This is a genomic window from Streptomyces sp. NBC_00433 (genome assembly GCA_036015235.1).
In the GTDB taxonomy this organism is placed as follows: domain Bacteria; phylum Actinomycetota; class Actinomycetes; order Streptomycetales; family Streptomycetaceae; genus Actinacidiphila.
In genome coordinates this window covers 6,537,304-6,559,043 of sequence record CP107926.1, presented here as the reverse complement: position 1 = coordinate 6,559,043, position 21,740 = coordinate 6,537,304, and the positions used below count along the sequence as shown (strand labels likewise).

19 protein-coding genes and 2 tRNA genes are annotated in these 21,740 nt (G+C 73.3%); 6 read left to right on the top strand and 15 right to left on the bottom strand.

The genetic code is table 11. The features are described 5' to 3' along the window. Window positions 1-80: 80 nt before the first annotated feature. The 6 genes from OG900_27930 to OG900_27905 all read right to left on the bottom strand — a co-directional run bounded on the left by OG900_27930 (window position 81) and on the right by OG900_27905 (window position 10,921). Window positions 81-2,726 (bottom strand): ComEC/Rec2 family competence protein, encoded by a 2,646-nt coding sequence (locus OG900_27930; GenBank protein ID WUH93560.1) that lies wholly within the window; start codon window positions 2,724-2,726, stop codon window positions 81-83. Between the two features lie 419 nt (window positions 2,727-3,145). Then, a complete protein-coding gene (locus OG900_27925) occupies window positions 3,146-3,943 on the bottom strand; it encodes a ComEA family DNA-binding protein (protein ID WUH93559.1) in 798 nt (265 codons plus the stop codon). 86 nt (window positions 3,944-4,029) lie between these two features. After that, window positions 4,030-4,875 (bottom strand): DegV family protein, encoded by an 846-nt coding sequence (locus OG900_27920; protein ID WUH93558.1) that lies wholly within the window; start codon window positions 4,873-4,875, stop codon window positions 4,030-4,032. A 177-nt stretch (window positions 4,876-5,052) separates the two neighbouring features. Then, window positions 5,053-5,628 carry a hypothetical protein gene (locus OG900_27915; protein ID WUH93557.1) on the bottom strand — a complete coding sequence of 192 codons (576 nt, stop codon included), beginning with the start codon at window positions 5,626-5,628 and terminating at the stop codon, window positions 5,053-5,055. 131 nt (window positions 5,629-5,759) lie between these two features. After that, window positions 5,760-8,645: a leucine--tRNA ligase gene (gene leuS, locus OG900_27910; GenBank protein WUH93556.1), complete on the bottom strand. Its 2,886-nt coding sequence runs from the start codon at window positions 8,643-8,645 to the stop codon at window positions 5,760-5,762. 314 nt (window positions 8,646-8,959) lie between these two features. Next, on the bottom strand, window positions 8,960-10,921 hold the full coding sequence (locus tag OG900_27905; protein WUH93555.1) for a S53 family peptidase: 1,962 nt from the start codon (window positions 10,919-10,921) through the stop codon (window positions 8,960-8,962). Window positions 10,922-11,289: 368 nt separating this feature from the next. On the opposite strand from OG900_27905, the gene OG900_27900 reads away from it, so the two are divergent. The 3 genes from OG900_27900 (at window position 11,290) to OG900_27890 (ending at window position 13,124) form a co-directional block, all read left to right on the top strand. Next, window positions 11,290-11,769: a MarR family transcriptional regulator gene (locus tag OG900_27900; GenBank protein ID WUH93554.1), complete on the top strand. Its 480-nt coding sequence runs from the start codon at window positions 11,290-11,292 to the stop codon at window positions 11,767-11,769. A 97-nt stretch (window positions 11,770-11,866) separates the two neighbouring features. Beyond that, the gene (locus tag OG900_27895; GenBank protein ID WUH93553.1) at window positions 11,867-12,304 is read left to right on the top strand and encodes an SRPBCC family protein; all 438 of its coding nucleotides are present in this window, start codon (window positions 11,867-11,869) and stop codon (window positions 12,302-12,304) included. 25 nt (window positions 12,305-12,329) lie between these two features. Next, window positions 12,330-13,124: an isocitrate lyase/phosphoenolpyruvate mutase family protein gene (locus tag OG900_27890; protein ID WUH93552.1), complete on the top strand. Its 795-nt coding sequence runs from the start codon at window positions 12,330-12,332 to the stop codon at window positions 13,122-13,124. A gap of 7 nt (window positions 13,125-13,131) precedes the next feature. On the opposite strand, the gene OG900_27885 is transcribed toward OG900_27890, so the two are convergent. After that, window positions 13,132-13,479 carry a VOC family protein gene (locus OG900_27885; GenBank protein WUH93551.1) on the bottom strand — a complete coding sequence of 116 codons (348 nt, stop codon included), beginning with the start codon at window positions 13,477-13,479 and terminating at the stop codon, window positions 13,132-13,134. A gap of 154 nt (window positions 13,480-13,633) precedes the next feature. On the opposite strand from OG900_27885, the gene OG900_27880 reads away from it, so the two are divergent. Continuing rightward, window positions 13,634-14,863: an MFS transporter gene (locus OG900_27880; GenBank protein WUH93550.1), complete on the top strand. Its 1,230-nt coding sequence runs from the start codon at window positions 13,634-13,636 to the stop codon at window positions 14,861-14,863. Between the two features lie 124 nt (window positions 14,864-14,987). Here OG900_27880 and OG900_27875 read toward each other — a convergent pair. Beyond that, window positions 14,988-15,060 (bottom strand) — tRNA-Ala (locus OG900_27875). A gap of 107 nt (window positions 15,061-15,167) precedes the next feature. Between OG900_27875 and OG900_27870 the strand changes: the two genes are divergently transcribed. Both OG900_27870 and OG900_27865 read left to right on the top strand, forming a co-directional pair. Next, window positions 15,168-15,704, top strand: a complete 537-nt coding sequence (locus OG900_27870) for a hypothetical protein (protein ID WUH93549.1) — start codon at window positions 15,168-15,170, stop codon at window positions 15,702-15,704. Between the two features lie 144 nt (window positions 15,705-15,848). Next, entirely contained in the window at window positions 15,849-16,919 is a 1,071-nt protein-coding gene (locus tag OG900_27865; GenBank protein WUH93548.1) for an alkene reductase, read from the top strand. 49 nt (window positions 16,920-16,968) lie between these two features. On the opposite strand, the gene OG900_27860 is transcribed toward OG900_27865, so the two are convergent. From OG900_27860 to OG900_27830, 7 genes are all read right to left on the bottom strand, one after another. Further along, window positions 16,969-17,355, bottom strand: coding sequence for a hypothetical protein (locus OG900_27860; protein WUH93547.1), 387 nt, complete (start codon window positions 17,353-17,355; stop codon window positions 16,969-16,971). Between the two features lie 252 nt (window positions 17,356-17,607). Beyond that, a tRNA-Ala gene (locus OG900_27855) sits at window positions 17,608-17,680 on the bottom strand. A gap of 93 nt (window positions 17,681-17,773) precedes the next feature. Next, on the bottom strand, window positions 17,774-18,439 hold the full coding sequence (locus tag OG900_27850) for a histidine phosphatase family protein (GenBank protein ID WUH95956.1): 666 nt from the start codon (window positions 18,437-18,439) through the stop codon (window positions 17,774-17,776). Next, window positions 18,436-18,873 (bottom strand): ribosome silencing factor, encoded by a 438-nt coding sequence (rsfS, locus tag OG900_27845; protein WUH93546.1) that lies wholly within the window; start codon window positions 18,871-18,873, stop codon window positions 18,436-18,438. The genes OG900_27850 and rsfS overlap by 4 nt, the downstream gene beginning before the upstream one ends. 91 nt (window positions 18,874-18,964) lie before the next feature. Continuing rightward, window positions 18,965-20,824, bottom strand: a complete 1,860-nt coding sequence (locus OG900_27840) for an LCP family protein (protein ID WUH93545.1) — start codon at window positions 20,822-20,824, stop codon at window positions 18,965-18,967. Between the two features lie 37 nt (window positions 20,825-20,861). Then, complete coding sequence (gene nadD / locus OG900_27835; GenBank protein ID WUH93544.1) at window positions 20,862-21,479, bottom strand: nicotinate-nucleotide adenylyltransferase; 618 nt, start codon at window positions 21,477-21,479, stop codon at window positions 20,862-20,864. Between the two features lie 8 nt (window positions 21,480-21,487). Continuing rightward, on the bottom strand, window positions 21,488-21,637 hold the full coding sequence (locus OG900_27830; protein WUH93543.1) for a hypothetical protein: 150 nt from the start codon (window positions 21,635-21,637) through the stop codon (window positions 21,488-21,490). Between the last annotated feature and the right edge of the window lie 103 nt (window positions 21,638-21,740).

Genomic DNA, 21,740 nt, shown 5'->3' with positions numbered 1-21,740 from the left:
ATAAGCAGACCTTTAGAGTGAGGGCCCGTGTCAGGGGCGCGCCCGCGTCAGGGCATCGCCTACGTCAGCGCGCGCCTGCTTCACGGCGATCCCGCCAGCACCGTCCGCAGGCCCGCCGGCCCGTCGCCGGCCACCGCGATCGGCCCGTCCGTGTCGGTCCGCAGCACCGTCGCGCCCAGCGCTCGCAGCATGGCGACCGTCCGGGCGGCCGGATGGCCGTAGCGGTTGTGCGCGCCCACCGAGATCAGCGCCAGGCGCGGTCTCGTACGGGCGAGCAGCGCCGGGTCCTGGTATCCGCTGCCGTGGTGGGCGACCTTGAGGACGTCGACCCGCGGCAGGTCCGGCACCGCGTCCAGCACTTCCTGCTGCGCCACCGGACCCAGATCCCCCGCGAGCAGCAACGTCAGACCGCCGGTCCGGACCAGCAGCGCCACGCTCGCGTCGTTCGGGTCGTCGTCCGGGAGCGCGTCCGCGGTCGGCGGCGGCCACAGGACGCGCCAGCTCAGCGCTCCGACAGCGCGCCGCTCCCCCGCCGCCGCCCGCACCATCGGCACCTTCGCGGCCGCCGCCTGCCGGCGCACCCTGGCCGCCTCCCCCGCCGGCTCGTCCAGCACCGTCGTCTCGATCGCGCCCACGCTGCGGCCGCGCAGCACACCCGGGAGGCCGTCCGCGTGGTCGGCGTGGAAATGCGTCAGGATCAGCAGCGGAATCGTGGTGACCCGCAGATCGCGCAGGCAGCGGTCGGCCAGGGCCGGGTCGGGCCCGGTGTCGACCACGACGGCGCTGCCAGGCCCCGCCGCGAGGGCCAGCGCGTCGCCCTGCCCCACGTCGCACATCGCGAACCGCCAGTCGCCCGGCGGCCACGCCGTCCTCAGCCCCGGCAGCGGCGCCGGGCGGACCAGCGCCAGGAGCAGCAGCAATGCTCCCGCGGCGGCGGGCCACGGCCTGCCGACCAGCGCCCTGCCACCGACCGCCAGCCCGGCTGTCATGGCGGCCAGCAGCGCCGCACCCGGCCAACCGCCCGGCCAACCGATCTCCGCCCCCGGCAGCGCCGCGCCATGCCGCGCGACCGTCACGATCCACCGGGTCGGCCACCCCGCGAGCCATGCCAGCGCCGCCGCGGCGGGCGGGGCGAACGGCGCTGCCGCCAGCGCGCAGAAGCCCAGCACCGTCGCCGGTGCCACCACGGGCTCCGCCAGCAGATTGCACGGCACCGCGACCAGGCTGAGCCGCGCCGACAGCACCACGATCAGCGGCCCGCAGGCCGCCTGCGCCGCGCCCGCCGCGGCCAGCGCCTCGGCCGGTCTGGGCGGCACGCCCCGGCGACGCAGGGCCGCGCTCCAGCGCGGGGCCAGCGTCAGCAGCGAGCCGGTGGCCAGCACGGACAGCGCGAAACCGTACGACCGCGCCACGGTCGGGTCGTACAGCACCAGCAGCAGGACCGCGCCGCACAGGGCGGGCAGCAGCGAACGGCGGCGGCCCGTGCCGATCGCCAGCAACGTGATCAACCCGCATGCCGCCGCCCGCACCACGCTCGGACTCGGCCGGCTCACCAGCACGAACGCGGCGGTCAAGCCCACGCCGAGCACGGCCGTCAGGCGCAACGGGATGCCCAGCGCGGCCGCCAGGCCGCGGCGCTCCGCCCGGATCGCGCGGGCCGGCGGCCCGACCAGCAGGAGCAGGACGATCGTCAGGTTCGCCCCCGACACCGCGGTCAGATGCGCCAGGTCCGTCGCCCGGAAGGCGTCCTTCAGATCCGGCGGCAGGCCGCTGGTGTCGCCGATCACCAGTCCCGGCAGCAGCGCGCGGGCGTCGGCCGGCAGTCCCGCGCTCGCCGTGCGCAGGCCCGCTCGGAGCCGGGCCGCGACGCGTTGCGGTCTGCTGGGCGGGCTGGTGAGCGTGGGCGGCCCCGTCACCCTCACCACAGCCGCGGTGGGGTCGCCCGCGCCTCGGGTCGGCGGGGCCAGACGGGCCCGCACCGTCACTTCGGTCGACGGCAGCAGCCGGAGCCACTGCGCCTGGTTGCGGGTCGCCATCACGATGACGGGGGTGCGGGTTCTTGTCCCGCCCACCGTGGTGCCGGCTGCCTTTGGCCCGGCCGCCCGTGTTTTCGCGCCGCGTGTCCCGCCGACCCGTGTCCCGCCGACCCGGACGACCTCCGCGGCCACCACGGCGGTGCCGGGCAGGCCCGGAGTCGGGGGGCGGGCCAGGAACGGGTCGGCGGTGACCCGTAGCTCGACCGCCACCGATGCTTTTCGGGCTGCCAGGCGCGGGATCGGGCCGCGGTGGCGGTCGGCGTCCGCCATTGTCGCGATGGCGGTTGCCGTCGCGACGGTCAGCAGGGTCGCCACTGCTGTGGTCGCGAGCTTGGGCGTGCCATGCCCTCGCCGGGCGGGCGGAGTAGGGGGCTCGGCCCCCTGCGTTCCCTTGGGCCGTCTGGCCCCCTGGACCCCCTGGCCCCCCTTGGGCTGCTTGCCCCGCGGGGCGCGGGGGTGGCCTGGGGTGGCCAGGCTTGGCCTGCGGGCTGCCGCTGCCGTTGCGATCGTGGCGGCTGCCAGGATTGCGGCGGCCGCTGCCACTGCCGTGAGCATGGGCGTCGCGCCGACTGTCGGCGTCAGGGCCGCCGCTGCCCAGGCCGCCAGGGCGGGCGGTACGAGCCGGAGGTCCGGCGGGCCTTCCTGGTGGGGGTCCGACGCGCCCAGCGGTGACGCCGCTGTTGCGTGCACTCGGGCGCGGCCTTCCCGGGCCGCGTCCGGTGCCTTTGCCCGGTCCCCGGGTGACGGTGCGTTGGGGTTGGGAGGGCAGTTCCCCGCGCCCCCGCCGGGGGCTGCCCCCCGGCGGAAAACTTGCGGTGCGCCTGGGCTGGGCGGGCAGTTCCCCGCGCCCCTTCCAGGGGCTGAGCCCCGTGGAGACACTTGCGGCACGCCTCGGTCGCTCGCGCCGTTCCCCGCGCCCCTGTGGGGCGCCGACCAGCGGCGGGACACTGGCCGTCCATCCGCGCTGGGCGCGGCCCTCCCCGCGGCCCCACCAGGGGCTGGGACCCGTGGTGGCACTTGCGGCACGTCTCGGTCGCCCGCGCTGCGGGGCGCCGACCAGCGGCGGGGCGCTGGTGGTCTGCTCGGGGCGGGTCGGCGGGGGCGGGGGGTCATGGGTGGACCAGGGGCTTGAGGGTGGTGAATTTGTGGTCGCCGATGCCGGGGACTTGGCGGAGTTGCTGGAGGGTCGTGAAGCCGCCGTGCTGGGTGCGGAAGTCGAGGATGTGCTGGGCCAGGACGGGGCCCACGCCCGGAAGGGCGTCGAGCTGGGGGGCCGTCGCCGAGTTGAGGCTGAGGGGAGCGGTCGGGGGCTGGGCGCCCGTGGACGTGGAAGCGGTGGTGTCCGGGGGTGGGGAGAGGCCGACCAGGAGCTGTTCGCCGTCGGTCAGGGGGCGGGCGAGGTTGAGGGACGTGGTGTCCGTGCCCGGCAGGGGGCCGCCGGCCGCGGTCAGGGCGTCGGCGACGCGGGAGCCGGCGGGGAGCCGGCGCAGGCCCGGGTGCGGGACCTTGCCCGCGATGTCGATCGTCAGGGCGGGGCGGGGGGAAGTGGACGCGGGCGGGGTGGCCGCGGCCGCCGGCACCGGAGGGGGGACCCGGACCGCGCGTGGGCGGCCCGACACGTAGTGCTGCACCGCGAGGCCCAGGCCGACCAGCAGCACGACCGCGAGCGCCAGCACCGTGCGGAATTCCAGGCCGCACCGCAGCAGGAACCAGGTGCGCACGGTGTCGAGCCGCCCGCCGGGCGGCTCGGGCGGGGGTGGGGGCAGGGGCTCGGGCAGGGGTGCGCCGAAGATCGCGGAGGCGCGCTCGCGGGTGAGGGCGGACCTGGCCTGCTCGGCTGCGGCCTTGCGGCGCGGGCGGATGACGGTGATCGGGCCGGCCGGGCCCAGCGGCTTCGTCGCGTTCATACCGATCATCGTGGACCGGCTCACCCGACCCGCGATGATCTTGGTCCGCGACCTGTGGACAACTCACGGCCTGTGGACAACCGCGGTCAGTGCGGGGAGATCACCACTCCCAGCAGCCCCGGCCCGGCGTGCGCGCCGATCACCGCGCCCACCTCGCTGACCACCAGGTCGTCGAGGCCGGGCACGCGCTCGCGCAGCCGGTCCGCGAGAGTCGCGGCGCGGTCCGCCGCGGCGAGGTGGTGGACCGCGAGAGCCACTCTGCGGGTGCCCGCGCGCTCGACCACGATCTCCTCAAGCCGGGTGATCGCCCGCGACGCGGTGCGGACCTTCTCCAGCAGTTCGATCCGCCCGTCGGCGAGCCGCAGCAGCGGTTTCACCGCGAGGGCGGAACCGAACAGTGCCTGGGCCGCGCCGATCCGCCCGCCCCTGCGGAGGTAGTCGAGCGTGTCGACGTAGAAGTACGCGGAGGTGTCCGCGGCGCGCTTCTCCGCGGCGGCGACCACCTCGTCGGCGGTGCCGCCCGCTTCGGCGGTCTCCGCGGCCGCCAGGACGGTGAAGCCCAGGGCCATGGCGACCATGCCGGTGTCCACGACCCGCACCGGGACCGGGGAGTCCTTCGCCGCGACCAGCGCGGCGTCGTAGGTGCCGGAGAAGTCGGCGGACAGGTGGAGCGAGACGATCGCCGCCGCGCCGGACGCGGCGGCGGCCTCGTAGGCGGCGGTGAATTCGAGGGGGGCGGGGCGGGAGGTGGTGACCGGGTGGCGGCGCTGGAGTGCGCGGGCGACGGCGGGGGCGGAGATTTCGGTGCCCTCTTCCAGGGCCTCGTCGCCGATCACCACGGTGAGGGGCACGATGGTGATGTGGTGGCGGATCAGGGCGTCTCGGCCTAGGTAGGCCGTGGAATCCGTGACGATGGCGACGTGCGGGGGCATGTCCGGGAGATTACCCGGGGTCTACGTCGGGGCGACAGCTTGGGCCTTGGGCGGGGTGCCTCATTGCCGGCGGGGCTGGTCCTCAATCGCCGGACGGCTTGATTCTCCCGGACGCCCGCGTCCACCTCCCGGCGCGTCCTCGAACGCCTGACGGGCTGGGGCTCGGGCTCGCCGGGGCTATTCGCCCCGGGTGAGTTTGGAGGGGTCCGTCGGGGTCCAGTGGCGGAGGGCGGCGGATTCCAGGGCGATTTGGGAGGTCAGGGAGGACAGGTCGTCGCTCGTCGCGTGGTGGACGCGGTCCTGGGCCGCCCAGCGGAGGGTGTCGGCGGAGTGGGTGACGTCGTGGACGCGGGTGGCGAGGTCGGGGAGGCGGGCCGCGATGCGGGACTTGTCGGGCTCGCGTTCGAGGAGTTTGAGCTCGCCGTCGAGGGCGCGGGCGTGGTCGTTGAGGCGGGCCATCAGGGCGGCGGCCTCGGCGAGGGCGGCGTCGTCGGGGTGGCGCTCGTCCAGCGCGGCGAAGGTGGCGTCGATGGCGGTGCGCAGGTCGATCCGGAGTTGGGCGACGTCGCCGCCGATGCCCGGCGTCGTGTAGCGGCGGGCCTTGAGCTGGGCGTCCTCGACGACCCTGCGGGCCTGGGCGGTGCCGCGTGCCACTCCGCGCCTGAGCGCCCGCACGGTCCGCACTGTGGCGACCGTGGCCAGCGCCGCGAAGACCAGCACGAGCAGGAGGACGATGATGCCGACGGTTTCCACGAGCGGCTCCTCCTGAGGGTCCCCAGCGCGACGGGCTGCTCCGTCCACGGTAACCGCAAGGGGCAGGCCGGTGGAATCCGGTGGATCCCCCGGCCTGCCCCTAGGGGGCGCGGCTCCTGCCGCGGCGCGGCTCAGATGACGATGTTGACCAGCTTCGGCGCCCGCACGATCACCTTGCGCACCGTCTCGCCGGCCAGTGCCGCGGCGATCGTCGGCTCTGCCAGTGCCAGGGCCTCCAGCTCGGCCTCGGGGATGGCCGGGGAGACCTCCAGGCGGGCCTTGACCTTGCCCCTGATCTGGATGACGCAGGTCACGGCGGGGTCCTGGGCCAGGGCGGGGTCGGCGACCGGGAAGTCCGCGTGGGTCAGCGAGCTGCCGTGGCCCAGTTTGGACCACAGTTCCTCGGCGATGTGCGGGGCCAGCGGGGCGATCAGCAGCACCAGCTGTTCCGCCACCGTGCGCGGCACGGGGCCGGCAGCCTTGGTCAGGTGGTTGTTCAGCTCGGTGATCTTGGCGATGGCGGTGTTGAAGCGCAGCTCCGCCATGTCGCCGCTGACGCCGTCGATGGCCTTGTGCAGGGCGCGCAGCGTCGCCTCGTCGGGCTCGGCGTCGGAGACGGTGACCTCGCCGGTCGCCTCGTCCACCACATTGCGCCACAGCCGCTGCAGCAGGCGGTACTGGCCGACGACGGCCCGCGGGTCCCAGGGCCGGGAGACGTCCAGCGGGCCCATGGCCATCTCGTACAGCCGCAGGGTGTCTGCGCCGAATTCGGCGCAGATCTCGTCGGGCGTCACCGCGTTCTTCAGCGACTTGCCCATCTTGCCCAGCAGCCGGCTGACCTGCTCGTCCTGGTAGTAGTACGCCCCGTCGCGCTCCTCGACCTCGACGGCCGGGACGGCGATACGCCGCGGGTCGCGGTAGACGTACGCCTGGATCATGCCCTGGTTGTACAGCTTGTGGAACGGCTCGAAGGACGAGATGTGGCCCAGGTCGTACAGCACCTTGTGCCAGAAGCGGGCGTACAGCAGGTGCAGCACGGCGTGCTCGGCGCCGCCGACGTACAGGTCGACGCCGCCGGCCGGCCGGCCCTCGCGCGGGCCCATCCAGTACGACTCGATGGCCGGGTCGACCAGCCGCTCACTGTTGTGCGGGTCCAGGTAGCGCAGTTCGTACCAGCACGAGCCCGCCCAGTTGGGCATGGTGTTGGTCTCGCGGCGGTACGTGCGCGGGCCGTCGCCCAGGTCCAGCTCGACGGTGACCCAGTCGGCGTTGCGGGACAGCGGGGTCTCGGGCGAGGTGTCGGCGTCGTCCGGGTCGAAGGTGCGCGGGCTGTAGTCGTCGACCTCGGGCAGCTCGACGGGCAGCATCGAGTCGGGCAGGGCGTGCGGGACGCCGTCCTCGTCGTAGACGATCGGGAAGGGCTCGCCCCAGTAGCGCTGGCGGCTGAACAGCCAGTCGCGCAGCCGGTAGTTGACGGTGCCCTCGCCGATGCCGCGCTCGACCAGCCACGCGGTGATCGCGGCCTTGGCCTCGACCACGCCCAGGCCGTCCAGCGAGATGCCGGACCCGGCGGAGTTGACGATCGTCGCGTCGTACGAGGCGAAGGCGTCGTCCCAGGTGGCGGGGTCGGTGCCGCGGCCGTCGGTGGGCTCGACCACGCAGCGCATGGGCAGTTCGAAGGCGCGGGCGAAGGCGAAGTCGCGGGTGTCGTGGGCGGGGACGGCCATGATCGCGCCGGTGCCGTAGCCCATCAGGACGTAGTCGGCGATGAAGACCGGGACGGGGTCGCCGCTGACCGGGTTCACGGCGAAGGCGCCGGTGAAGACGCCGGTCTTGTCCTTGGCCTCGGCCTGCCGCTCGACGTCGGACTTCGACGCGGCCTGCTTGCGGTAGGCGGCGACCGCGTCGGCGGGCGTGGCGTGGCCGCCGGTCCACACCTCGTGGGTGCCCTCGGGCCAGGCGGCGGGGACGATGGCCTCGACCAGTTCGTGCTCGGGCGCCAGCACCATGTACGTCGCCCCGAACAGCGTGTCCTGGCGGGTGGTGAAGACGGTGATGGCGGCGTCGCCGACGGCGGAGGCGTCGGAGCCGTGCACGGGGAAGTCGACCCGGGCGCCCTCGCTGCGGCCGATCCAGTTGCGCTGCTGCAGCTTGATCGCCTCGGGCCAGTCCAGCGCGTCCAGGTCCTTCAGCAGCCGGTCGGCGTAGGCGGTGATGCGCATCTTCCACTGCCGCAGGTTGGCCTTGAAGACCGGGAAGTTGCCGCGCTCGGAGCGGCCGTCCGCGGTGACCTCCTCGTTGGCCAGCACGGTGCCCAGGCCGGGGCACCAGTTGACCGGCGACTGGGCCGCGTAGGCCAGCCGGTGGCCGTCCAGCACCTCGGACTGCTCGGCGGCGGTCAGCTCGGCCCAGGGGCGGCCCGACGGGGTGGCGCGGGTGCCGTCGGCGTACTGCGCGACCAGGTCGGCGACGGGGCGGGCGCGGTCGGCGGCCTCGTCGTACCAGGAGTTGTAGATCTGCAGGAAGATCCACTGCGTCCAGCGGTAGTAGTCGGGGTCGATGGTGGCGAAGGAGCGGCGGCGGTCGTGGCCCAGGCCCAGCCTGCGCAGCTGCGCCTGCATGGTGACCATGTTGGCCTCGGTGGAGACCCGCGGGTGGGTGCCGGTCTGCACGGCGTACTGCTCCGCGGGCAGGCCGAAGGCGTCGAAGCCCAGGGTGTGCAGCACATTGTGCCCGGTCATGCGCTGGAAGCGGGCGTAGACGTCGGTGGCGATGTAGCCCAGCGGGTGGCCCACGTGCAGTCCCGCACCCGAGGGGTACGGGAACATGTCCATGATGAATTTCTTGGGCCGTGCCGCCAGCTCGGGGTCGGAGTCCAGGTCGCCGCTGGGATTGGCGGCGGCGAAGGTGCCGTCGGCCTCCCAGCGGTCCTGCCAGCGCTGCTCGATGCCGGCGGCCAGCTCTGCGGTGTAGCGGTGCGGCGCAGCCGTCTCGGCGGCCGGGGTGGTGTCGCTCATCGTCCTCGGTACTCCATCGATGTCATGACGGCTGCTGCGGCCCGTCTCTGCCTGTGGTCCTGCCTGCGGCACAAACAAAAAAGCCCCTCACGCAGGAGGGGTGCCGCACCGACGGGGTTCGTTGTCAGCGCGGCTCGCTAAGCAGGAGGCTCATGGCTCGCATGCCGCCAGGTTACCGCAGCGGGTACGGGCCCCGCACCGCCGAACGTGCCCGGCCCCGCCGCCGCACACCGGCGCGGGCCCGCGTCCGCGCACGAGCGCGGCCCCCGCACCTTTCACCGGTGCGGGGGCCGCGTGACTCGCGGAAGCTGCCGTCAGCGTGAGTGCTTGGGCGGCAGCGAGGAGGTGACGTAGTCCTTGGCGGGCGTGCCCACTCCGGTGACGTCGTCGTAGCCGGGGGTGGCGTGCAGCGAGGCGTCGGCGCCGAGCGTACGCAGGGACACGATGGTGCCCTCCGAGGCGTCGAAGGCGTTCGCGTAGTCCACCCGGACCACGGCGATGCCCTGGCCCTGGCCCAGCGGGTGGTCGGTGACGTCGTGGTAGGCCGACGTCCCGTACTTGTCGTAGATCAGCGGGTTCGCGAAGCCGATCGCGATGCCGTGCCTGGCCTGCTGTGCGAGGGCCTGGACGCCGGCGATGACCGGTGCGGCCAGCGACGTGCCGCCGATGCGGTACGTGCTGTACTGCAGCGACCCGTCGGGGTACGACTGGGTCTGGCCGACCAGGAAGCCGGTGTTCGGGTCGGCGACCGCCGCGATGTCAGGCTCGACACGCTGCTTGACGGTGCCGCCGTTGGCGAGCGCCAGCGAGTCGGGGACCACACCGCGCTGGTAGAACGGCTGGTCGTAGAGCTTGCTGGTGCCGCCGCCCGCGCCGGAGGTGTACGGGCCGGGGAAACCGGTCCAGGACTTTCCGTCGGCGGACAGCGGGGCGCGCTCGGTGCCCCAGCCGGTCTCCCACTGGTACTTGTCGTTCTTGCCGACCGCCAGCGAGGTGCCGCCGACGGAGGTGGCCCAGGGGGAGTTGCCGGGGGTGTCGGCCTGCTTCACACCGGTGGACTTGACGTTGTCGCCCGCGTCGCCGGAGGAGAAGTAGAAGCCGATGCCCTCGACAGCGCCCTGCTGGAAGACCTGGTCGTAGGCCGCCGCGATGTCCGGCGTCTCGTTGGCCTCGACATCGCCCCAGGAGTTGGACACGATGTCGGCGAGGTGGTTGTCGACGACCTTGTTCAGCGCGTCGAGCAGGTCGTCGTCGAAGCAGGAGGCACCGCCGACGTAGACGATGTCCGCGTCGGGGGCGACCGCGTGCACCGCCTCGACGTCGAGGGTCTCCTCGCCGTACCAGCCGCCGGCGTCGCAGTCGACCGTGCTGTTGTAGTCGCTCGGAAGGACCTGGGAGAGCTGGCCCTCCTTGTACTTCTGGCCGCCGGTGTCCTTGGCGTAGCGTGCCGCGTCCTGCGCGATGTAGGGCGAGGCGTAGGCGTCGGTGATGGCCACCGTCACGCCCTTGCCGGTGTACTTGCCCGCACCGTACGCGGCACGCAGCTGGTCGCTGGTGTAGCCCTGGATCGCGTACGGCGCCTTGCTGCCGTAGGCGTTCGGGAACTGCTTGTCGGTCTTGGAACCGTAATACGTGGAGAAGGGCCCGGCGTTCTTGAAGACCGCGTCGGGAGGCGGCAGCTCCTCGTCGTGGCTGGACTTCTTGGGTGCCGTGTCCAGGCCGGTGACGGTGAGCACCGCGCCGCGCAGCGAGGCGGGGGCTGTGGCATTGCCGGTCGGGGCGCGGTAGGTGTGCCCCGACTTGCTGAAGTTGTGCAGCTGGGTGCCGAACGCCTTCTCGGCGGCGGCCACGTCGCCGGTGACGGTGAGGTAGTGCTGGTTGGCACCGGTCACCTTCAGGCCCGCGGAGTGCAGCCAGGCGGTGACCTCGGCGACCTGCTCCTTGGTCGCGCCGTAGGCGGCCTGCGCCTGGGCGGCCGTCAGATAGTGGCCGTAGTCGGCCGACTTCGGGTCCGACACGGACTTCGCGTAGGCCGCGAGGCCCTTGGCGTCCTTGCCGGCAAGGTAGACACGGACCGTCACCTTGGAGGAGTCGGCCGTGGCGCCCTTGTCCGCCTGGGCGGTTGCCCACTGCGGCTTGGTGCCGGAGAGGGTCTGCCGTGCGGCGGACTGGTCGGCCGACGCGGACTGGGTGCCAAGCGCGAGCGCGCTGGCGACCAGTGGCAGCGCCGCGGCGGCCACCAGTCCTGCGCGCGTCCTTTTGCGCTCAAATCTCATGTAACCCCCATGCGAAGCGAGTTGTCGCGTTAGTCGCGTTGGTCGCACACTGCGGTGTCGCCGCTATGCGTACACGTCGTACCGCAGAGCGACACTCTTTCGCTGATCGGTTCATGCCAGGGGCACGAAATACCCAAGAGCAGGTCAAGGAATGATCAGCCCTCATATTCCCCCGACCTCCGGGCGGATCGACGTTAGCAGCGGGCCGATTGGGCCGACAGGGGGCGAAATCCCACCCCAGCGGGGCAATTCCACCGGCCACGGCGGGGAAGTCCGGGGTCACTTGACAGGGCATCGGATCCGTACGAGCATTCGTGTGTCACGACATACATGTTGCGACACACGATACGCGGACCAGGAGGCACCCCATGGGTGGTATGAGGCAGGCGGAGTTGCTGCGCTACCTCGTGCTCGCCGCGCAGCGCGAGGGCAACAGGCAGCTCACCGCGAGGCTCGCCGACATCGGCCTGACGCCCGCTCAGTCCGAGGCGCTGCGGATCCTCGCCGACCACGGGCCGCTCGCGCTCACCGGCCTCGGCGACATGCTGGTCTGCGACAGCGGTACGAATCCCAGCCGGCTCGCCGACCGCCTCGTCACGGCGGGCCTGGTGGTACGCGGCCCCGCGCCCGACGACCGCCGCCGGATCACCCTGTCCCTCACCGCCGCCGGCCGCACCGCGAACGACGCGGTGCGGCGCATCGAGGACGACTTCTACGACGCGCTCGACGCGGCGGGCCAGGATTCCGGCGCCGACATGGCCGCGGCGATCGCACTGCTGCGGCGCCTCTCGGCCGGGTCGCCCGCCGCTCGGGCGCTGCAGAACCGCGTCGACGCGCAGGGCGCGTGAACACCGGCCGCCGTCCCCGGCGCCGGGCAGTCGGCGCCACACACCGCGTGATCCCCGGCACGACCCGGCACGACCCGACCCCGCGAAAGGCATTCCCATGACCAGCACCGCCACCGGCACCCGCACCGTCCCCGCCACCCCCGACCAGGTCCGCGCCCTGCTGCTCGACCCGCTGAAGCTGCCCGCCTGGAACCCGGCCTTCCTGTCCGTCGCCGGCCCCCGGACGGCCGCCGCCGGCCAGGACTACGACCTCAGGACGCTGCCCAACCTGCACGGCGCCCTCCGCTACACCGAGATCACCCGGGACCGTATCCGGATGGAGTGGACCGTCCCCGGCATGCGCGAGCAATGCGAGTGGGTCCTGCACGACGCGGGCGGCGCAGGCACCCGGGTGGACCACGCCGTGACCAGGTCCGGCCCCTTCGCCGCGGTCCTGCGCCACGCGCTGGCCGACCTCCCCGGCCTGCGGCTGGACCGGCTCGCCGAGACCGCCCCTTCGGCCTCCCCCGCACCGACCGCAATAGGCTCCGCATGAGGGAACCGACGGAAGGGCAGGGCCGATGACATTCCGCGACCTCCACCACGAGGGCGAACTGCCGCTGCTGCTGCCCAACGCCTGGGACGTCGCCTCCGCGCTCGCCTTCGCCGACGCCGGCTTCCCCGCGGTCGGCACGACCAGCTTCGGGGTCGCGGCGGCGGCGGGCGAGCCGGACGGCGGGCGGGCCGGCAAGGAGGCGACCCTCGCGCTCGCCCGGCAACTGGCCGGGCTGCCCGTCCACGTCAGCGCCGACATCGAGGACGGCTACGCCGAGGACCCCGAGCAGGTCGCCGACTACGCGGCCGCGCTCGGCGTCGACGGGGTGAACCTGGAGGACAGCTCGGGCGGCGCGCTGGTCGACCCGGCGCTGCACGCGGCGAAGGTCGCCGCCGTCAAGCGCCGGGTGCCGGGCCTCTTCGTCAACGCCAGGGTCGACACCTACTGGCTCGGCCAGGACGCCGGTGTGGAGGCCTCGCTCGCCCGTGCGCTGGCCTACGTCGAAGCCGGCGCCGACGGCGTCTTCTTCCCGGGCGCGACCGCCCCCGACGACCTGCGCGCCCTGACCGCCCGCACCCCGGTCCCGGTCAACGTCCTGCTCGTCCCCGACCGCACCCTCGCCGAGTTGGGCGCGCTCGGGGTGCGCCGGGTGAGCACCGGCTCGCTGCCCTACCGGGCCGCCGTCGACGCCGCCGTGGCGGTCGCCACCGACGCGCGGGCCGGCCGCACACCGCCGAAGGCGACGCCGTACGCGACGATGCAGCAGCGGCTGGTCCGCCACCAGGAGGCCCACCGCGAGGCCCACCGCCGGGCCCGCTGACCTGCCGTCAGAGGTGGGACAGCACATTGACGACCCGCCCGTGCGGGTCCCTGGCGAAGAAGCGCCGCACACCCCACTCCTCGTCCTGCAAGGGGTGCACGATCTCCGCCCCGCTCCCCCGCACCGCCTCGTACACCGCGTCGACGTCGTCCACCTCCACGCTCATGTCGGCGACGACCGGCGCGGTCCGGTCCGCGGCCATGAAGCTGACCTGCGCCCCCGGGTTCGCGGGTGACGCGAGCGTCACGATCCACCCCAGGTCCATGGCCTCCTCGAAGCCCAGCAGCCCGTAGAAGCCGCGGCTCGCCGCCACGTCCTCCGACCGCACATTGGGCACCACACGGCGAACGCTCACGACCACTCCCGATCCGTAACGTCGAAAACCCCCGGGCCTCCCGGGCGTCCCACGACTAGACTTCCCCCATGATCTCCGGACCCCACTGACCGACCCGCCGTCCGCGCCGCCCGCGGACCAGGTCGCTCATGTCCCGCCGACTCCGGAGTCCCCCATGCCACGCCCCGTCAGGGGCAGCGCGTCCTATCGCGCTGTCCTCGCGCTGCCGCGCGCCCGCGCGCTCTTCGCCACCGCCACCCTCGCCCGCCTCTCCTACGGCCTGCTGTCGCTGCCGCTGCTGCTCGCCCTGCGCGACGGCACCGGCTCCTACGCCGTCGCCGGCACCGCCGCCGGACTCTTCGGCCTGACCTCCGCGGTCCTCGGGCCGTACAGATCCCGCCTGGTGGAGCGCCGCCGCGGCGCGCTGCCCGTCCTGACCGCCGTCTACGGCGTCCTGCTCGGCTGCCTCGCCGCCGGGTCCGCGCTCGGCATGACCGCGGGGCCGGCGGTGGGGCTCGCGGTGCTCGCGGGCGTCTTCCCGCCGCCCGTGGGGCCGCTGATGCGGACCCGCTGGGGCGAACTGGCCGGCAGCGACGCCCAGCGGCAGGCCGCGCTGAGTCTAGACGCCGTCACCGAGTCCACCGTCTTCGCCGTCGGCCCGGTCCTCGGCGGCCTGCTGACCGCCGCGACCTCGGCGCCGCTGTCCCTGGCAGCCACCGCGGCCGTCACCGCCACCGGTTTCACCGCCTTCGCGGCCGTCCTCGGGCCGACCGCGAAGGCGCCCGCGCGGGCGGACGGACGGGCGGCCGGCGCGCGCAGGCTCGGGCCGCCGCCCGCGCCCGGCTTCGGCGCGCTGCTGCTGACGGTCCTCGGCAGCGGCACCGCGCTGGCCCTGGCCGAGGTCGGCATCGTCGCCGCCCGGGGCGCGGCCGTCGCGGGCCCGCTGATGGCCCTGTGCGCGACCGGCGGCGCCGTCGGCGGCCTCGTCCACGGCCGCGTGCGCTGGCGGGCCGCACCGCACCGCCGCCTGTCGGCCCTGGGCGCCCTGACCGCCGCCTGCTACGCGCTGCCGTCCGCGGCGCCCGTCCTGGCGGCCGTCGCCGTCGGCCTGCTGCTGGCGGGCGCCTGCTCCGACACCCTGCTGATCACCGCCTACCTCCAGGTCGACACCCTGATCCCGGCCGGTTCACGCACCGAGGCGAGCGCCTGGATCAACACCGCCTACAACCTGGGCAGCGCCATGGGCTCCGCCGTCGCGGGCGTCATGATCTCCCGCTACGGCCCCGCCCCCGCCTTCCCGGCCGCGACCGCCGTGCTCGCCGCCTCGACCGCGCTCGCGGTCCTCCTCCGCACCCGGCGGCCTGCCGTACGCGCCACCCCCGCCGACGGCGGCCCGCCGCTCTGACGGCAACGCGAAGAGGAGGGTGCTTCCCGCGACCGGGAAGCACCCTCCGGCGAAGCCTCGCAAAAAAGAGAGAGAGCGGGACCCGTCCGCGCTTTCCGCGGACGGGTCCCGCCCTCTTCGTCTGTGGAGCTACGGGGAATTGAACCCCGGACCTCTTGCATGCCATGCAAGCGCTCTACCAACTGAGCTACAGCCCCGCAACGGTGCCGGTATGCCCGGCGACCTGGGGTTACTTTACACGCTGGAGGGGCATGGGCCGCAAATCGTTTGCGGGGGCACCGCCTGCCCACGGTAGACACGGTGGATGCGTCCACGACCTGGCGAAGTGCTGCACTTCTCGGAAGACCCCGCCATCTCCCTCTTCCGTCCGCATGTCGCCGCGACCGCCCGGCAGCCCGAGGCCTATGTGTGGGCCGTGGACGCCGCTCGGGCGCCCGACTACTGGTTCCCGCGGCAGTGCCCGCGGGCCATGGCGTGGGTGGTGGCGGACACCTCCGCGGCCGACAGGGAGCGGATTCTCGGGCCGGGGGGCGGGGAGCGCGTGCACGCGATCGAACACGCCTGGGTGGCGAGGTTCCTGAGCGTCGAGCTGTACGCCTACCGCTTCGACGCCGCCGCCTTCCGACCGTTCGGCGGGCCCGCGCCGCACGCGTACGTCTCGACCGAGGCCGTCGAGCCGCTCGGTCCCGCCGAGCCGGTGGGCGACCTGCCGCGGCTGCACCGGGACGCCGGCATCCAACTGCGGGTCCTCGACCGGCTGCCGGACTTCTGGGACGCGGTGGTGGACAGCTCGCTGGGATTCAGCGGGATCCGGCTGCGGAATGCGGCCGCCCGGCGCTGAACCGGGAGCGCGGGCGGCAGGCCCGGCGGCGGGTGAAGGGCCCGGCGGCGGGCGACGCCGATATTCATGAAGTGTCAACAATCGGAGGAGACTTCGCGGGTTACGGTGGCTGCGGCTGACTGGACGAGAGAGGTGGAGACCGCTGTGACCACCGCGTTCGACCCGATTGACCTGGGCGGGAACCGGTTGCCGAACCGGATCGTGATGGCGCCGATGACGCGCAGCCGGGCGTACGGGCCGGGTCTGAGCCCGACCGCGCACACCGCGGAGTATTACGCGCAGCGGGCGTCGGCGGGGCTGATCGTCACCGAGGGGACGCAGCCGTCGGCCATGGGGCAGGGCTATCCGGACACGCCGGGGCTGCACAGCGCCGAGCAGATCGCCGGGTGGCGGCGGGTGACCGACGCCGTGCACGCGGGCGGCGGGCGGATCTTCGTACAGCTGATGCACACCGGGCGGATCGGGCACCGCTCGCTGCTGCCCGACGGGCAGCGGCCGGTGGGCGCGTCGGCGGTACGGCCCAAGGGCAGCGTCTACACCGCCGAGGGGGCCCAGGAGTTCGAGGAGCCTCGGGAGCTGACCGAGGAGGACATCCTGCGGACCGTCGAGGATCACGCGGCGGCCGCGCGGAACGCGGTGGCGGCCGGCTTCGACGGGGTCGAGGTGCATGCCGCCAACGGCTACCTGGCGCACCAGTTCCTGGCGCCGAACTCCAACCTGCGCACCGACGGGTGGGGCGGCTCGCCCGAGCGCCGGGCGCGCTTCGCCGCGGAGGTCGTCACGGCGGTCGCGGACGCGATCGGCGCGGAGCGCACAGGGCTGCGGATCTCGCCGGGCAACCCGCTGGGCGACATCGACGAACCGGACCCGGAGCCGACGTACACCACGCTGCTGCGCGCCCTGGAGCCGGTCGGCCCCGGCTATCTGCACATCGTGGAGACCCGCGAGCGGTCGCTGACCCTGGAGCTGCGCAAGCGCTTCGCGGGTGTGCTGATCCTCAACGCCAGGACGCGGGACCGCTCCTCGGGACCGGAGGAGCTGGCGCTGGTCGAGGACGGCACCGCCGACATGGTCTCCTACGGCGCCCTCTTCCTCGCCAATCCCGACCTGCCGCGCCGGCTCAGGGCGGGCGGCCCGTTCAACACCCCGGACCGGGCGACGTACTACGGCGGCGACCACCGCGGCTACACCGACTACCCGGCACTGGACACGTAGCAGGAACGGGGGCCGGGCGTCCGCGGAACGCCCGGCCCCCGCCCGCGTGTCAGGCCCCCCGCCGCCGCCCCAGCGCCACCGCCGCGCCCGCCGCCGACACCGCGGTCAGGGCGACCGAGGTCACCGCGAACGCGTGCGCCGAGGGGTGGAGGCCCGGCAGGTCGAGCCGGTTGAGGTAGAGCGTGCCGAGCACGGCCACCCCGATCAGCTGGCCGAGCTGCGTGACCGTGGCCAGCAGCCCGCTGGCGTCGGCCGCGTCCTGCGGGGCGACCGTGAAGAGCGTCAGTGTGAAGGTCGGGCTGAAGCCGAGGCCGAGCCCGAAGCCGAGGGTCAGCAGGCAGACGTAGAGCCCCGCGCCGCCGTCCCCGCCGCCGCGCAGCGCGAGGCCGAGGCCCGCGAAGGAGACGGCGGCGATCAGCAGGCCCGCGGCCGGCATCCAGGACCGCCAGGACACCGGCAGCCGGCGCCAGGTCAGGCCGACGCCGCCGAAGCTGACCGCGGCGAAGGCGAAGGTCAGACCGGTGCGCAGGGCGCTGAAGCCGAGCGCGGACTGCAGGTGCAGGGCGACCGCCGAGCGCGCGGCCGCCGCGGCCGCCGCCGACTGCGACGCGCACCCCTAGGGGCGCTCAGGTCCGCACACAGCGAAAATCCCGCTTCCGACGAGCTACGGAAGCGGGATTCATTCGTGTGGAGCTACGGGGAATTGAACCCCGGACCTCTTGCATGCCATGCAAGCGCTCTACCAACTGAGCTACAGCCCCGCGTCTGCCCGGGTCTCCCCTGACGACGTGAAGAAGCATAGCCGGTGGGTGGACCGGAAACGAAATCGGCTCTGCCCGGCGTCCGGGCGGGCCTCAGGCGTCGTCCCCGAGGACCGGCTCCGGCAGGGTGCCGGCATTGTGCTCGGTCAGGCGCCAGCCGCGCGCGCCCTCGCCGAGAACCGACCAGCAGCAGTTGGACAGGCCGCCCAGCGACTCCCAGGTGAGCGGGTCGAGGCCGAGCAGCCGGCCGATGGTCGTACGGATCGTGCCGCCGTGGCTGACCACGACCAGCACTCCGCCGTCGGCCAGCTCGTCCGCCGCGGCCAGCACCACGGGCGCGGCGCGGTCGGCGACCTCGGTCTCCAGCTCGCCGCCGCCCCTGCGGACCGGCTCGCCGCGCTTCCACGCGGCATACTGCTCGCCGTACGAGGCGAGGATCTCCTCGTGGGTCAGGCCCTGCCAGCGCCCGGCATACGTCTCCTGCAGGCCCTTGTCGTACGTGACGGGCAGGCCGGTGAGCGCGGCCAGCTCGGCGGCGGTCGCGGCCGCGCGACTCAGGTCGGAGGAGACGATGGCGTCGGGCGAGAGGGCGGCGAGCAGCCGGGCGGCGCGGCGGGCCTGGGCGACACCGGTCCCGGTCAGCTCGATGTCGGTGTTGCCCTGGAAGCGCTGCTCCAGATTCCACGCCGTCTGGCCGTGCCGCCACAGCACGATCCGGCGGCCCCTGCCGCTGGTCTGCCCGTCCTTGCGACCGTTCAGCTGAGGCTCCCGTCCTCGTCCGCGGCGGCGGTGGCCGCGGCATGCTCCTTGCCCTTGCCCCGGGTGGCGACCGCGTCGTCGGGCAGCGCGATCTCCGGGCAGTCCTTCCACAGCCGCTCCAGAGCGTAGAAGACCCGCTCCTCGGAGTGCTGGACGTGCACGACGATGTCGATGTAGTCGAGCAGCACCCAGCGGCCGTCGCGCTCGCCCTCGCGGCGGACCGGCTTGACGTCCAGCTCCTTGAGCAGCGTCTCTTCGATGGCGTCGACAATAGCCTTGACCTGCCGGTCGTTCGGCGCGGACGCGACCAGGAAGGCGTCGGTGATGGACAGCACGTCGCTGACGTCGTAGGCGATGATGTCGTGCGCGAGCTTGTCGGCGGCGGCCTGGGCGGCGGCGCGGGTCAGCTCGATGGAACGGTCAGTGGCGGTCACAGAAACGGCTTTCCGGTCGGGGGCTGGACTGCTTCAAGGGTCTCACGACCCTCCGACAGCCCCCGACCGGTTTTCGATCACCGCCGCGCGGTCACTGCGCCGGCGGCTTGTAGTCCTTGCCGAGCGCCACCGTGATGTCGGCGTTTGCCGGCACCTTGCCCTTCTTGACCGCGGTCGGGGGCAGCCCCAGCGTGGCGGCCACGTCCTTGGCCGCGGCGAGCCGTGCCGGATCGGCGTAGAGCACCTCGGACGTGGTCCTGGTCGAGCCGGCCTTGCCGCCGGCGACGTAGGTGTACGTGCCGCCGTTGACGATCGCGGCCTGCGCTATCGGTGCGGCCTTCGCGTTGCCCGTCGCGTCGTTGATCAGGACCCGCGCCTGGGTGGTGCCCGCGGACTGCTTGACGGTGCCGCCGAGCACGTCCTTGACCACCGAGTCGGTGTCCTGGCTGAGCGTGCCGTCCTTCTGCACCGGCAGCAGCGTGGTGCTGTACGCCCCGGTCTTCGCCAGGTCGGCGAGCTGCGCGAGCGACGCGCCGAGCTGCTTGTCGGTGAGCGACGGGTCGAGGATCTGGCTGAGCGACTGCACGGTCCTTGTCGCGCCCGCGGCGTCGCTCGGCATCTTCTTGAGCACCGCCTGCATGACCTGGCCGAAGCGGCTGAGCTGCTTGGTCTGCGGTTCGCCCGCGGCCCGGTAGGTGGCGTACGCGACGGCCGCCTGGCCGGTCAGCTCCTGCTGCTTGCCCGCCTGGACCAGCGTCCTGCCGCTGTCCTTGCCGGTGCCCTTCACTGCGGTGTCCGTGTCGACGTAGACGTCGCCGAGGGCGTCGACCAGCAGCTCCAGATACGGGCTGTCCAGCCGCCAGCTGCCCTTGATGTCGGCGCCGAGCAGGGTGTTCAGCGAGTCCCTGGTCGGGCCGATGCCGTCGCCGACGGACTTGTCCAGGGAGGCCGCGGTGCCGTCGTCCGAGGTCACCGACAGGCTGTTCGGCAGCAGCACGGTGGTGCCGCGGCCCTTGGTGCTGTTGTCCACCAGCAGCGCGGTGTCGCTGGGGCCGCCGTCCACCGGGATCAGGTGCACGACGATGACGTCGCGCTTCTGCGGGCCGCCGGCCGCGGCCTGCGCCGCCTTGGACTTGCCGACCCCGGGCAGCTTGCCGGCCTGCCACAGGTAGCCGGTGCCGCCGAGCAGTGCCAGCACCAGCACCACGACCAGGCCGACCTTGCGGTTGCGCCCGCGCCGCTTGGCCTCCTCGCGGCGCTCGGTGCGCGACTCGGAGAACTTGAGCCAGTCGATGACCTCCTCGGACTGCTCGGACTCCTCGTCGACGAAGGCGAACATCTCGGTCTGGTAGCCGGCCCTGGGCGTCCCGCCGCCCGAGCCAGCGGCGGCGGGCTCGGCCTCGGCCTGGGCGGGCATCTGCCCGGTCTCGTAGACCGCGTGCTGCCCGGTGTCGTACGCGGGCTGCTGGCCGGTGTCGTACGCCGGCATCTGCCCGGTCTCGTAGACCGCGTGCTGGCCCGTGTCGTAAACGGGCTGCTGCCCGGTGTCATAAGGGGCCTGCTGGCCGGTGTCGTACGCCGGCATCTGCCCGGTCTGGTAGGCCGCGTGCTGGCCGGTGTCGTAAACGGGCTGCTGCCCGGTGTCGTAGGCCTGCTGCTGGCCCGTGTCGTACGCCTGCGGCGGCTGCTGCTGCTCGTAGTACGGCTGCTGGGGCTGCTGCGGGATCCAGTTCTGCTGCTGGCCCTGGCCGCCGCCGTAGGTCTGGTACGGGTCCTGGTAGGCGGGCTGCTGCGGCACCTGGGGTGCCGGTGGCTCCTGCTGCCGGCGGGGGTTGCCGTACTGGTCGTAACCGTAGGACTGCTGCTGGTAATAGGGGTCCTGCGGGTAAGGGTCCCTCTCGTCGTCGGGTCCGCCCTCGGCATATTGCCAACGGGGGTTTGCGTCGTTCACGAGGAACCCCTTCACCTGCTTCGTTTCGCGGCGCCTGCTACCCGGTAGCGTCCCGGTAGAGCGCGCGCTTGTCGATGTAGCGCACCACCCCGTCCGGAACCAAGTACCAGACCGGATCCCCCTTGGCCACCCGGTGGCGGCAGTCCGTCGAGGAGATCGCCAGTGCCGGGACCTCCACGAGCGACACTCCGCCCTCGGGGAAGCCCGGGTCCGACAGAGTATGCCCAGGACGGGTGACCCCGATGAAATGTGCGAGCGAGAACAGCTCCTCGGCGTCCCGCCACGAGAAGATCTGCGACAGCGCGTCCGCGCCGGTGATGAAGAACAGCTCGGCCGCCGGGTGCTCGGCCCGCAGGTCGCGCAGGGTGTCGATGGTGTAGGTCTTGCCCGCGCGGTCGATGTCGCTGCGGCTGACCGAGAAGGTCGGATTGGACGCGGTGGCGATCACCGTCATCAGATACCGGTCCTCGGCCGCGGACACCTGCCGGTCGGTCTTCTGCCAGGGCTGCCCGGTCGGCACGAAGACCACCTCGTCGAGGCGGAAGAGGCTCGCCACCTCGCTCGCGGCCACCAGGTGCCCGTGGTGGACGGGGTCGAACGTACCGCCCATCACACCGATGCGGTGCTTGCTGTCGGGCGTCTTGCTGTCGGGCATGGCGCCGGTCAGTCCCGGTTGAAGCGGGTGACCAGCCACAGCAGGAGCAGCAGCACGCCGAGCGCGCCGAGACCGGTCAGGTACGGGCTCAGGCTGGGGTGGTTGCCGCCGTTGTCCTCGGCGAGGGTGGTCAGAGCGGAGACTGCGAGGGGCGACATGTCAGCGGGACCCTTTGCGAAGTCGGGGACGGGCGGGAAGACTCTGCGGACATCGTACGGGCGGCCCTGCGGGAACTTCGCGCAGGCTCCGCGCGTCCAGACT

Bases quoted from the DNA above. Each gene is read 5' to 3' on its own strand.
- OG900_27925 (WUH93559.1), bottom strand. From the start codon at position 3,943: ATGAACGCGACGAAGCCGCTGGGCCCGGCCGGCCCGATCACCGTCATC.
- OG900_27920 (WUH93558.1), bottom strand. From the start codon at position 4,875: ATGCCCCCGCACGTCGCCATCGTCACGGATTCCACGGCCTACCTAGGC.
- leuS (WUH93556.1), bottom strand. From the start codon at position 8,645: ATGAGCGACACCACCCCGGCCGCCGAGACGGCTGCGCCGCACCGCTAC.
- OG900_27905 (WUH93555.1), bottom strand. From the start codon at position 10,921: ATGAGATTTGAGCGCAAAAGGACGCGCGCAGGACTGGTGGCCGCCGCG.
- OG900_27900 (WUH93554.1), top strand. From the start codon at position 11,290: ATGGGTGGTATGAGGCAGGCGGAGTTGCTGCGCTACCTCGTGCTCGCC.
- OG900_27895 (WUH93553.1), top strand. From the start codon at position 11,867: ATGACCAGCACCGCCACCGGCACCCGCACCGTCCCCGCCACCCCCGAC.
- OG900_27890 (WUH93552.1), top strand. From the start codon at position 12,330: ATGACATTCCGCGACCTCCACCACGAGGGCGAACTGCCGCTGCTGCTG.
- OG900_27880 (WUH93550.1), top strand. From the start codon at position 13,634: ATGCCACGCCCCGTCAGGGGCAGCGCGTCCTATCGCGCTGTCCTCGCG.
- OG900_27870 (WUH93549.1), top strand. From the start codon at position 15,168: ATGCGTCCACGACCTGGCGAAGTGCTGCACTTCTCGGAAGACCCCGCC.
- OG900_27860 (WUH93547.1), bottom strand. From the start codon at position 17,355: ATGCCGGCCGCGGGCCTGCTGATCGCCGCCGTCTCCTTCGCGGGCCTC.
- nadD (WUH93544.1), bottom strand. From the start codon at position 21,479: ATGCCCGACAGCAAGACGCCCGACAGCAAGCACCGCATCGGTGTGATG.
- OG900_27830 (WUH93543.1), bottom strand. From the start codon at position 21,637: ATGTCGCCCCTCGCAGTCTCCGCTCTGACCACCCTCGCCGAGGACAAC.